Raw genomic sequence first — 12,577 nt, 5'->3', positions numbered from 1 at the left:
TATAATACAACACGAATTCACTCACATTGTGAATATGAATCTCCACAAAATTTTGAAAAACAATATTTGAAACATAAACATTAAAAAAACAGATATTTAAGTTGTCTTAAATCTTGACATAGTACCACTTGCCTCTCTTGTAGGAGCTACACAATCAAATGTGTCGGCACCATTTTCTGTACCAATCAAGATATCATCTGGATGAGACAATCCTAATAAGTGTCTTGGTTTATTTTCAGGGAGTTCTTCGTTACACCAAGTTAAGATATCACCTAGTGTTTCTTTAAGGAAAGCACCACCTAATCCATAACCATCAAAATCCATTTGAGCGTACTTTTTACAAGTTGATCTTCTTAGATCTTCCCAACGTCCACCTTGGATTACACCATATAAAGATTGATGGTAGCCTAAATCATCACAATGTTTCTTATGTTCATCAAGACTTCTCTTTGCCCAACGCTCAGTTCTTGCCAAGGATTCAACGTTATACTCGTATGTATCGGCTAAAGAAGTTAATTCATCATAGGCCATATGAATATCGGCTCCAATGCGACATTGAATTTGCATACTTTCTTCTGGACCAATAAAATCTTCTTGACCTGTAAATGGATCGTGAAAGTGTACTCCATCTTCTGTTACGTGGGCCAAACGTTTTTCTTCTTCGGTATTCTTCATATTGTCTTCACGTTTCATGCTGACAACTTTTCCGCAGCCAGAACCTAAAGACATCACTTGAAATCCACCGGAATCCGTTAAGGTTGGACCGTTCCATTTTGACCATGCGGATAAACCTCCATTGGCGGCAATCTCAGGGGAAATGTTTCGTAAATGATATCCATTACTCAACATGGCTTGAGCATTAATACTTTTTAATTCTTCCATAGAAACAAAGCGAACTTCACCATGTGTTCCTACACACATGAATGCCGGCGTTTTAATGTCTCCATGAGGTGTATGTATAATTCCGGCTCTTCCTAAATGACCAGGAATTCTTTTTTCAATTTCAAAATAAAATTTATTGTCGTTCTTGTATTCCATAAATTCCTCCAACCCATTTATTCTATCACATATTAGCGGCGTCTTATATAGAAGATTATGCTGAGTATAGCGATAATACCGGCAATATATCCAATGGATTGAATGTTAAGAAGATTAATGGTTTGTCCTCCAATAAAAGATCCTAATCCAATACCTAGATTAAAAATACCTAAGAAAATACACATTGTTACAGAACTTGTGTTTTCATCGATCGCCAATATCGTCTCTGATTGACAAGACAAGAACATATACAGCACACTATACACATATGGATACTGTACTTGGTTTTTTAATGCAATCTAAGAACAGTCGTCACTTCGATGCGGAGAGGTTCAATTTAGCACAACTCTTGTTGAAAACCCCATTTTTTCTTTCTATAATATATATCGGTGATAAAATGAAAAAAACAATTTGGATAGCAACGAGCAATGCTCATAAAGTCGAAGAGTTTCAGACGATGTTGAAGGATTGCCAAGTTAAATGCTTAAAAGATCTAGGTCATAAGATTGATATTGTAGAAGATGGTACAACATTTGAAGAGAATGCGCTAATTAAAGCTCATACTTTATTTAATGAACTTCATGAACCTGTAATCAGTGATGATTCTGGTTTGGAAGTAGATGCGATGGATAAGAAGCCAGGTGTGTATTCAGCTCGTTTTTTAGGTGAAGGCACAAGCTATGATATCAAGAATCAATATATTATAGATCAGGTAAAGGGAAAAACGCGCACGGCTCGTTATGTGTGTGTCATTGCCTATATTGATGAAGATGGAAAAGAACATGTATATCGTGGAGAGTGTGAAGGCTTGATTCATGATAAAATGGTTGGAACAAATGGCTTTGGATATGATCCAATCTTCTATTATCCTGAATTTAAGACAACACTTGCCAATGTGAGTGAAGAAAAGAAAAATAGTGTATCTCATAGAGGGGTTGCACTTGAGAAATTTTTAAAGGACTGGAGTAAATAATATGTTGCATGTAGTATTGTATGAACCTGAAATTCCCCAAAATACAGGAAATATCATTCGAACTTGTATGGCTACGGGTTCGCGTTTACATTTAATTGAACCATTGGGTTTTTCTTTGGATGAAAAGCATTTGCGTCGTTCAGGAATGGATTATATTAAGGATGCGGATATCCATATTCATAAAGATTGGGATGCGTTTGTGGCTGAAAATCCAAGTGAACACTATTATTTTATGACTCGTTATGGTAAAAAAGCACCTAGTGAATTTGATTTTACTAAAGAAGAAGGCGATGTTTATTTGGTTCTTGGAAAAGAAAGTACAGGTGTTGATAAAAAAATTCTTCAACATCATTTAGATACTTGTATGCGTTTGCCTATGGTCGCAAATGCGAGAAGTTTGAATTTGTCCAATTGTGCTGCCATTATCGTTTATGAAGTATTACGCCAACTTGATTATCCTGGACTAAGTACACATGAAGAACTTAAGGGAGAGGATTGGCTTGAAAATCTTAAGATTGATTGATCGTTATGTAGATTCGTTTGAAAAGCGAATCTTTATTTTTGTTATATTTATAACAATGTATTGGTTGTGGCAGAATATTTGGCAGTTATTATTATTTTATAAAGTATATTTTATAGCTGATTATGAAAGCTTGTTCAATTTGCAGGCGCATCTATCCAATTATGAATCGAGTGTTTTGATTCGTATTATATATTATGTGATTTCAAATCCATCATTGAACATGGCTGGTCTTGTTAGTTGTATAAAATTGATAGACATAATGGGGATTGTAGGATTGCTGATTTTGGCTCAAAAATATCAAATTATTATCATTTTAAATGTATTTAAATACATTTGGTGTACCATTTGGATTGTAAAAGGTATGAATGCTGCAAGTGTATATTTGGTAATAAATTGTTTAAAATGGCTTTCAATAGGCGGTTTGATCTTTGCTGGTATAGTGATTCTTCAATGGCTTTTTGGCTTGGTACGTATAATCTTAGAACACGATAGATTTGTTCACAATTTGTAGACAACGTTATACATGTTATAAATTATGTACAATTTTTTACAAAATCACATAATTTACCATAATTTATATTGAGATGCTTTATATAAAGGTTATTAAGAAATATTTAAGAAATTAATTACTAAAAAGTGCAAATGATTTTTTTGCGAAAATTTGCAACAAAAATTAAATCTTGTTAAACTTCAGTTGTTGCAACGAAGAGGTGATATGATGAATTTTATCGAAAAGCACAGTAAAATTTTAGCCGTAAGCCTATGTCTACTGACTTCTGGACCAATTGTTTCGACAATGTATGCTAAAGAAGTTCAACCAGGATGGCATGGTGAAGGCGCAGATCGTTATTATGTTTTAAAATCAAATCGTCAGACAGCTACTGGTTTAACAAAAATCGATAAGGAACTTTATTATTTTAATAATAAAGGAGAAATGCAGTTTGGATGGCAGACTGTTTCAGATGAAACTTACTATTTCCAACAAGACGGAACTGCTGCAACAGGTTCTGTAACTATTCAGGGTAGTGAGTATCATTTCCAAAAAGAAGGTGTCCTTCTTCATGGTTGGAGTAATGATGGTAAATCATACTACGATGAAAAAGGAAACAAAACTTCAACAAACTGGGTTGAAGAAAATGGTTCAAAATATTATTTTGATGCCGATGGAAATTGTGTAACAGGATGGCAGGAAATCGATGGCCAGAAGTATTTCTTTGGTGAAGATGGAAAGATGGCTACAGGTCAATTTGATGTAGACGGAAAAACATATTTCACTCAAGAAGACGGTACTTTCCGTACAGGATGGCAAGAGATCAACGGTCAAAGATTGTATTATGCAGAAAATGGTGAAGTAACTAAGAATCAAATCGTTGAAATCGAAGGTGTTAAATATGCGTTCGATGAAAATGGTAATTTGATTAAAAATGCCGAAAAAGATGGATATAAGATTGATGAAAATGGTGTTGCGACTGAAGTAACCCCTTCTGAGGAAACAACTCCAACTCAAGATACAACGACTCAATCTCAGACTCAGGCTCCAGCACAAACAACTACTCAAAGTGCTCCAGCTCAAAGTACAACAACTACAACACAAGCGCCAGCACAGACATCGACTCCTAGTGCTCCAGCTAATAATTATGTAGCCCCAACCCCAAGTGTGAACAGTTCAGCAATCGCTGCTGCTGCATTAGCACAAGTAGGAGCTACACAAGATTGTACAATGTTAGTAACAAACGCTTTGAGAGCTGTAGGAATTAATTTCCACGGTTGGCCAGAAGATTATTTGAGTCTTGGTACAATCACATCAAGTCCAGTTGCAGGTGACATTATTGTTTATTCAGGACATGTCGCTATTTACATTGGAAACGGACAAGCAGTTCATGGTGGATGGTACGGAAGCCAGACTGTTGTAGCAAGCGTTTCTTGTGACAAGGCATTAATTGGATACGTTCACGTAGGCTAGATTGAATTCTAGCCTTTTTTTTTGCTTTTGTGGTAGAATTATTAATATATTTTCAAGGAGGTTTACTTATGAACTATATACAAACGCAAAAATTTAGTGATGTTTATGTTTCTTGTAAAACCATGATGCCTTTTCATCGAAATACAATTAGTGCCTTAAACGTGCTTGTGTATATGATGAAGGCGAAAACGCAGAAAATGAATTCGAAACAAAAATTAGCTTCTACCTTAAATCGTGCTTATGGAACAAAGGTGTCTTACGGTTTAACATCTTATGGAGATCTTGTTCAACTCGATGTTCGTTTTCAGTTTGTCCGTCCAGACTGGATTGAAGATAAATGTTATTTAGATAAAATTAAAGATATTATGGATGAAGTTCTGTTTCATTCTGTATTGGATGAGGAAAACTTTAAGGAATCTGTGTATTTATTAAAAAATAGATTATTGGCACAAATGGATGATCCTGCTAATTTATCATGTATGTATGCCTTTGATATGGCACATGATAAACATTCAATTTCAATTCCAGTGCAGGGAAGTTTAAAAGATTTAGAGACACTTACTTTAGACGATGTGAAAAAAGTCTATACGCTATATATGGAAATGGCAAAACACTTCTATATCTGTGGTTATGTAACGGATGAATTGTATGATTATATTGATGGTTTAGATTCACATTGTGCTTTTATATCAGAAAGAACATTGCTTCCTGTAGTAGAAACAAGCTATAAAACGTTTGAAAAGGATATTGCGCAAACTTGTATTTCGCAAGTCTATTCGACAGGTGTTGATATTTCAAGTTCGGATTATGAGGCTGAACTCCTTTTAAATAGTATTTTGGGGCAAAGCCAGAAGAATTTAATGTTTGATGAAATTCGTGAAAAGAATAGTCTTTGTTATTCTATAAGCTCTTCTATTATTCGCTTTGATGGAGCTTTATTAATTCATACGGGTGTGAATCGTAAGGATGTCACAAAAGTATTAAATTTGATAGAAACACAAATAGATCGATTATTGAATATGGATTATGATGATCGATATTTAGAAATCGCAAAGATGGACTATAAGGACCGTATTATTAGTGGATTAGATCATGCTCAATCTTTGATTGCACAAGCTTTTTTAGATGATCTTTTACATCGCCAGCTCACGCCTGAGCAAAGAATTGAGAGAATTATGAAGGTGACAAAGGATGATATTTCACGTGTTGCTTTACGATTGAATTTGGCTTCAGTGGCCATTGTTGCGGAGAAAGAAAATGAATTATAATTTGGATATTAAAAAAGAAACATTGTCGAATGGTTTACAGGTGATTCTTGTTCATAAACCAGATTATCAAAAATCACTATTTCTTTTAGGAGCTAAAGTAGGTGGATTTGATATTGATCAAAGAGTAGATGGGCAAGTGATTAGACATAAGAGTGGGATTGCGCACTATTTAGAGCATCAAATGTTTTATTTGGATGGAGAAGATGTAAGTGATTTATTTGCGAACTTACAGTGTTCTACAAATGCATATACTTCTTATACAGAAACGGCATTTTATTTTTCGACTACGGCGGATGTGAAAAAGCCATTAAAACTTTTATTGGATTTTGTCGAAAATTTAGATGTGACAAATGAAACGATTGAAAAAGAAAAGGGGATTATTCTTAGTGAATATGATATGTATCAACAATCGCCTGAACAACGTCTTTTTAAAGAAACTTTGATTTCTTTATTTCAATATCATCCAATGAAAGTGGATGTACTCGGTTCAAAAGAAGATATTCAAGATATGAGCATGGAGGATTTAAAACAATTTTATGCATTAAATTATGATCCTAGTAAATTGTGCCTTGTGGGTGTAACTGGAAAAGATACAAATGAAATCATGGATTGGATCAAGGAATGTCAAAAAGATGTGTTGAGTAAGTTAAATAAAAAGATTGAGCGTGTCTTTAAGGAAGAGCCAAAGGAAGTAAATCGCAAAGAGTATGTCGATCACATGGATATTCATCAGCCATTTGTATGTGTTGGCTATAAGATGGATGCTTGCAAGACAAAGGCAGAAGCATTTGAAAAAGATTTTGCAGTGAATATGTGGTTAGATTCTATTATGGGGCCTTTAAATCCTAAATTTCAAGCATGGCTAGATCAAAGAATCTTTACACAGTTTGTGGGTGCAGAAGCGGACTTTACTTTGGATCATAGTTACATCTTGTTTTATGCTCAAACAGTAAATCCAAATGCCTTTATTGAACTTGTAAATGAGCTTGTACAGAATACGTCGATTTCTGATGAAGACTATCAGTCGTTGCATGCACAGGCAATCGCAAATAATTTGCGTGGCTTAGATCATTTTGATGGCTTGGCCAATGATTTACTTCGAAGTCACTTTGAGGAGTACGACTATATAGAGAATTTAAATAGCATTCAAAATATGAAAATTGAGCAGGTACATGCCTATATTAAGGATTTGGATTTCTCACATTCTTGTGTGACAAAAATTCTTCCGAATGACTCTATCTGATCTAATTTGTGTTTTTTTAATCGAATTAGAGGGGAAAAACGCATGTAAAACGCATAAAAAGACGACCTATAGATAAGATAGGTCGTTTGTTTTATATGTGACATATTTGTAGAATACCATTGAAGAAGGATGGTGATAAATATGGTGGTCAGAATTGAAGGAGGATAATCAATTATGAATGCGTTTAGTATCGTGGGTAAAATTACGGACATGCCAATGTTAAAGGAGACAAGCAATGGATTAAAGACTTGTGAGCTTCCAATTCGAGTGCAGCGTAATTTTCCAAATTCAGAAGGTGTTTATGAAAGTGATGATGTGGTCGTTGAAGTATGGCGAGGTCTTGCAGAAACTGTAAGTGCTTCGTGTAAGATTGGAGATTATGTAGGAATTAATGGTCGTATTCATTCGCGTAAATACCAGAAGGATGACAGGGTATATCTAAACTATGGCTTTGTAGCTGAAAAAGTTGATTTTCTACGTTGATCAACAGATAAAATACATGAATTAAGAAAACACATCCACAAAAAAAAGAAGCGATCCATTCGCTTCTTTCTTGTTCTATGCCTAAGATTAACGGTTGTAGAATTCTACTACTAACAATTCGTTGATTTCTTGAGCTGTGAATAGTTCTTTACGTTCTGGGTAACGAACATAAGTACCTTTCTTAGCATCTTTGTTTACTTCAACAAAATCAACAGTTGCTGTTGCAGCTTCTAAAGCCTCGTTGATTACGCTTAAGTTTTTAGCGCGTTCACGAATTTCGATAACTTGTCCTGGTTTTACTTGGAAACTAGGGATATCTACTTTTTTACCATCTACTAATACGTGTCCGTGGTTTACTAACTGACGGCTAGCACGACGAGTACGTGCAAATCCCATACGATAAACGATGTTATCTAAACGAGATTCCAACATTACTAAGAAGTTTTCACCAGCAGAACCAGCTTTTTTACTTGCTTTTAAGTAAGTGTTGTAGAATTGTTTTTCACTTAATTGGTAAGTGTGACGAATTCTTTGTTTTTCCTGTAATTGGATACCGTAGTTTGTTAATTTTGGACGACGAGCATTTCCGTGTTGTCCTGGAATTGTGTTACGACGAGTTAATTCTTCACCAGTTTCTAATACTGAGAATCCAAGACGGCGTGACTTCTTCCAAACGCTTCCTGTGTTTCTTGACATAATTTTTCCTCCTATTGTTTTATATCATCCACAAAACAATAACAGTACAAATCTTTAAAGGTTGTGTTGACAATGATATTTTCCGCTATCAGCTATTAGCTTACTCATATCGCTTAATAAGGCTGCAACGCATATCCTTTAACTTTGTATGCTGCTATCAATTTATGCCTATGTATCATATCAAAGAACATTAATAAAATCAAGAAAATGATGCAATGATTTTGAACTTTTGCTATAATAAGAATGGTTTGCAAGGAGGTACCACTATGGATAGTGTTTTGAATTTCTTTCGATCAGTATACGCGTTCATTCGAAATCAACTTTCTGTGACTGTAATTATCTATCTTTGTATAGCAATTCTAGTCTTGATTTTGATTTGGATCATTATGCGTATGATCAAACGTAAAAAGGCGTCGAAACGACTTTCAGATCTTGAAATCGAAATGAATGAAATTCGTAACAATTCCTTGGCCTACAAATTCAACAAAGCATCGGCATTCGCAAGAGTGAATGATGACATCATGGATAAAGTGAAAAGCTTGACTCCAAAATATGATACTTGTCAAAAAAACTTAAGTGCTTGTGATGATTTGTTTAATGAAGCAGATGATTATGTTTCTAGACATTGTCTTCGCAAATCTATGCGAGCTATGGACGATTTAGAAACAATGATGGACGAGACAAAAGAAAGAATTCGTATCGTTACTCAGTCATTAGATCACATCTTGGCTCGTGAAACAGAGGTTCGTGAATCGGCAAATGCTTTAAAAGAGCGTTTCCGCAATGTGAAAACTGTTTACCAAGATAATCGTTCTTCATTTTATGGATCTGTTAATTATGTAGATTCATGCTTAGAGGAAATTGAAAATGAATTCTCTAATTTTGAAGAGTGGATGTTTGCTTCAGAATTTAACAAGGCAAAGGAAGAACAAGAAAAAATCTCAAAAATGGTGGATGAGATTAGCTCTAAAATTGCAGCCTTCCCTGGACTCTATGAAAAGGCCAAAAATGTATTGCCTCGTGCAATTAACGAAGTTCGTTTGCACATTAAGGAATTACAGGAAAAAGATATCGACTTATCTTATTTAGAACCAGAAGAAAAATTAACAACCATTCAAAGTGCTTTGTCTAGTTCAATTGATCAATTGGATGCAGGTGAATTTGAAATGGCACAAGAAAACTTGGAAATCATTGGAGATCACATTCTAGCATTACAAGATGATGTAACGAATGAAAAAGAAGCTTATGATGAAATCCATGTAAGTCTTCAATCTAATTTAGATCTAGTTAATGTCATTGGTCAGGAACTTGAGGAAATTATGGCGCTTTATGCCAATATTAAAGATCGTTTTGGTCTAGAAGATTGGACACACCGCTTCTCTTTGGCACAAATCCAAATGGAAGATTTATCAAATCGTCGTGATGAAATTCAAAAAGAATTGAAGCAAAATCAACGTCCTAGCGTAGATGTAGTTCATGGTTATCGTAAATTTTCAGAAGATGTTAATGAATTCCACGATCAAGTCAAGGATATGAAAGAGATGTTAGTGGGAGCAAGCAGTGATGAATCACGTGCTAAAAAACAATTGACAAAATTACAATTGATTTTAAATGAAGTACGTTTAAATACAGTAACACGTCATTTGCCTAGTATCTCATCTCAATTTTCTGCAGATTTAAAAGAAGGCGAACGCTTGATTCAACGTGTTCGTGTAGTGTTGGATCACTCACCATTAGATGTACAAACATTAAATGCAGATTTGCAGGATGCCATCGACTTTGTATATAAGTTATACAATAACGCAAACAATTTAGTCGGTGTTGCCGTTATGGTAGAAAATGCGATTGTGTTTGGTAACCGTTTCCGTAGTACGCATGCACAAATGGATTCGGATTTAACTCGCGCTGAGTTATGTTTCCAAAATGGAGAATATACTCGTGCACTTAAGATTGCAATCCAAGCAATCGAAAACATGCACCCAGGAATTTATGAGAAGTTAATAGCTCAAAAAGATCCTGCAGTCATGAACCAGGTGCAGTAATGATTTATTTTGATAATGCTTCGACAACCTCTGTACGTACAGAGGTTCGTCGTGTTTATGGGCAAATGTTAGAAACTTGTTATGGCAACCCAGATAGTTTGCATGCGGCTGGTCGCCAGGCAAGTTCGCTCATGGAAAAAAGTCGATCAAATATTGCTTCTATGCTTCATGTAGATCCAAGCGAAATTATCTTTACATCAGCTGCAAGTGAATCAAACACTTTAGCTATTGTAGGATATGCCTTGGCCAATGAACATCGAGGTCATCATGTACTCACAAGCAATGTCGAACATTCGAGTGTTCGTCATGCGATGGAGTTTTTGAAGCGTTTCGGATTTGAAGTTGAATTTCTTCCAATTAATGAAGAGGGAATTGTTACACCAGAATGCTTAAAATCTCATATGCGTAAAGATACGATTTTAGTATCGATTATGCATGTGAATAATGAAATGGGAGCTATCAACCCTATTTTAGAACTAGAAAAAATTGTACACCAAAATCCAACGTGTGTATTTCATGTGGATTGTGTACAGAGTTTTTCAAAAATTGATATTCCTTTTGAAAAACTAGATATGGCTACGATCTCTGCACATAAGATTCATGGTCTAAAGGGTAGTGCCATTTTAATGAAGAAAAAGAAGATTCAACTTGTTCCAATTATTCAAGGTGGACAACAGGAACAAGGACTTCGTGGTGGAACAGAGAATGCACCGGCGAATATTGTTTTGGCAAAGACAATTCGTTTGGCTTTAGAGGAACAATCACAGGCTTATGATCATGTTTTAAAAATCAATAAATATTTGCGTGAAGAATTAGCTAAAATCAATGGTGCGCATATACATTCGCCAAAAGATGCGATTCCTTATATTCTTAATATTTCATTTGATCAAATCACAAGTGAAGTCTTATTAAATGCTTTGGATCAAAAGGGGATTTGTGTATCCGCAAAAAGTACTTGTTCATCACAAAACACGAATGCTTCTGAAGTGTTATTGGCTATGCACAAGTCAGAATTTGATGCGACACATGGAATTCGTTTATCTTTTTCTTATGAGAATACTTTGGAAGAGGCAAAATATTTTATAGAAATATGTAAGGAGATTATAGAGAATTATGGCTTATCGTTATAATCATATCTTAATTCGTTATGGCGAACTGAGTTTAAAAGGAAAAAACCGTAACAACTTTATTAAGGCGCTTTATGACAATGTTCGTAAAGCTTTAAAAGCATTCCCAACATTAGAATTTGAAAAACAACACGACCGTATGTATATTTATCTTCATGATGAAGATTCTAAGCAGGTTAGTGATATTTTAGCTAAAGTTTTTGGAATATCTTCCTTCTCATTAGCTATTAAAGTGGAACCAGATTTAGATCAAATCATTGATGCTTGTTATGAATCTTTAGATTTAACAACACCAAAAACATTTAAGGTAGCTGCACGTCGTAGTGATAAATTATTCCCATATGTTTCAGACGATATTAATCGTAGGGTTGCAACTAAGATTTTAAAGAACAGTGACTGGAAAGTGGATGTTCATAATCCGGATGTAAAAATTGTTGTTGAAGTTCATCAAGATGCAGCCTACATTATGACAGATCGAATTCAAGGTGCGGGTGGATATCCAGTGGGTGTTGGCGGAAAGGCCATGGTTTTATTAAGTGGTGGAATTGATTCTCCAGTTGCCTGCTATTTAATGATGAAACGTGGTGTACACATAGAATGTATTCATTATGCTTCACCTCCATATACTTCACAAAATGCACAAGAAAAAGTAATGGAACTAGCTAGACTTGTATCTGGTTATCAAGGTGATGTTTTAGTTCATGTTGTTCCATTCACAGATCTTCAATTGGCAATCTATCAAAATGCGGATGAAAGTTATGCGATCACATTGATGCGTCGTATGATGATGCGTATTGCGACAGGGCTAGCTAAGAAAAGACATGCGCAAGCTATCGCAACAGGTGAATCGATTGGACAGGTCGCAAGTCAAACTTTAGAGAGCATGCTCGCAATCAATGATGTCACAAATATGCCGATTATTCGTCCAGTGGTCTGTATGGATAAAGTTGAAATTATTGATCTTTCTAAAAAGATTGGAACATATGAAACAAGTATTCTTCCTTATGAAGATTGTTGTACGATTTTTACACCAAAGAATCCAGTTACTAAACCTCGTGTGGATAAGTGTGAAAAATATGAGGCAAAATGGGACTTTGACAAGATGGTACAAGATTGTATAGATAATACAGAAGATATTTGGGTACATCCAGTTAAGGTTGAAGAAGATTTATTCTAAGAGAAGTGAAAGATAGCACTTCTCTTTTTCTTTTATGTTATAAT

Annotated in this window: 12 protein-coding genes; 10 read left to right on the top strand and 2 right to left on the bottom strand. The window is 35.0% G+C overall.

The annotated features are described in order from the left end of the window. Positions 1-96: 96 nt before the first annotated feature. Complete coding sequence (locus FYJ55_RS04585) at positions 97-1,038, bottom strand: tRNA-guanine transglycosylase (RefSeq protein ID WP_229771083.1); 942 nt, start codon at positions 1,036-1,038, stop codon at positions 97-99. A gap of 397 nt (positions 1,039-1,435) precedes the next feature. Here FYJ55_RS04585 and rdgB point away from each other — a divergent pair, with 397 nt between their 5' ends. The 7 genes from rdgB (at position 1,436) to FYJ55_RS04550 (ending at position 7,491) form a co-directional block, all read left to right on the top strand. Beyond that, complete coding sequence (rdgB, locus tag FYJ55_RS04580) at positions 1,436-2,011, top strand: RdgB/HAM1 family non-canonical purine NTP pyrophosphatase (RefSeq protein WP_154555837.1); 576 nt, start codon at positions 1,436-1,438, stop codon at positions 2,009-2,011. A gap of 1 nt (position 2,012) precedes the next feature. Then, positions 2,013-2,534, top strand: a complete 522-nt coding sequence (locus FYJ55_RS04575) for a tRNA (cytidine(34)-2'-O)-methyltransferase (protein WP_117570835.1) — start codon at positions 2,013-2,015, stop codon at positions 2,532-2,534. Continuing rightward, complete coding sequence (locus FYJ55_RS04570) at positions 2,512-3,045, top strand: hypothetical protein (protein WP_154555836.1); 534 nt, start codon at positions 2,512-2,514, stop codon at positions 3,043-3,045. Before FYJ55_RS04575 ends, FYJ55_RS04570 begins: the two co-directional genes overlap by 23 nt. A gap of 204 nt (positions 3,046-3,249) precedes the next feature. Continuing rightward, positions 3,250-4,497 (top strand): NlpC/P60 family protein, encoded by a 1,248-nt coding sequence (locus FYJ55_RS04565; RefSeq protein ID WP_117570837.1) that lies wholly within the window; start codon positions 3,250-3,252, stop codon positions 4,495-4,497. 68 nt (positions 4,498-4,565) lie between these two features. Then, positions 4,566-5,765, top strand: coding sequence for a M16 family metallopeptidase (locus FYJ55_RS04560; protein WP_117570838.1), 1,200 nt, complete (start codon positions 4,566-4,568; stop codon positions 5,763-5,765). Then, positions 5,755-7,008: an EF-P 5-aminopentanol modification-associated protein YfmH gene (gene yfmH / locus FYJ55_RS04555; RefSeq protein ID WP_154555835.1), complete on the top strand. Its 1,254-nt coding sequence runs from the start codon at positions 5,755-5,757 to the stop codon at positions 7,006-7,008. Before FYJ55_RS04560 ends, yfmH begins: the two co-directional genes overlap by 11 nt. 174 nt (positions 7,009-7,182) lie before the next feature. Then, positions 7,183-7,491 (top strand): single-stranded DNA-binding protein, encoded by a 309-nt coding sequence (locus FYJ55_RS04550; RefSeq protein WP_154555834.1) that lies wholly within the window; start codon positions 7,183-7,185, stop codon positions 7,489-7,491. An 87-nt stretch (positions 7,492-7,578) separates the two neighbouring features. Here FYJ55_RS04550 and rpsD read toward each other — a convergent pair whose 3' ends face one another. Beyond that, positions 7,579-8,187 carry a 30S ribosomal protein S4 gene (rpsD, locus tag FYJ55_RS04545; protein WP_117570841.1) on the bottom strand — a complete coding sequence of 203 codons (609 nt, stop codon included), beginning with the start codon at positions 8,185-8,187 and terminating at the stop codon, positions 7,579-7,581. Between the two features lie 266 nt (positions 8,188-8,453). Between rpsD and FYJ55_RS04540 the strand changes: the two genes are divergently transcribed. The 3 genes from FYJ55_RS04540 to thiI are packed head-to-tail and all read left to right on the top strand — an operon-like array spanning position 8,454 to position 12,533. Continuing rightward, a complete protein-coding gene (locus FYJ55_RS04540; RefSeq protein WP_229771082.1) occupies positions 8,454-10,229 on the top strand; it encodes a septation ring formation regulator EzrA in 1,776 nt (591 codons plus the stop codon). Then, on the top strand, positions 10,229-11,359 hold the full coding sequence (locus FYJ55_RS04535) for a cysteine desulfurase family protein (RefSeq protein ID WP_154555832.1): 1,131 nt from the start codon (positions 10,229-10,231) through the stop codon (positions 11,357-11,359). The genes FYJ55_RS04540 and FYJ55_RS04535 overlap by 1 nt, the downstream gene beginning before the upstream one ends. Next, a complete protein-coding gene (gene thiI, locus FYJ55_RS04530) occupies positions 11,343-12,533 on the top strand; it encodes a tRNA uracil 4-sulfurtransferase ThiI (RefSeq protein WP_154555831.1) in 1,191 nt (396 codons plus the stop codon). The genes FYJ55_RS04535 and thiI overlap by 17 nt, the downstream gene beginning before the upstream one ends. Positions 12,534-12,577: the final 44 nt, after the last annotated feature.

Source organism: Holdemanella porci (genome assembly GCF_009696075.1).
In the GTDB taxonomy this organism is placed as follows: Bacteria; Bacillota_I; Bacilli_A; order Erysipelotrichales; family Erysipelotrichaceae; genus Holdemanella; species Holdemanella porci.
This window is presented reverse-complemented; position numbering and strand designations above follow the sequence as displayed.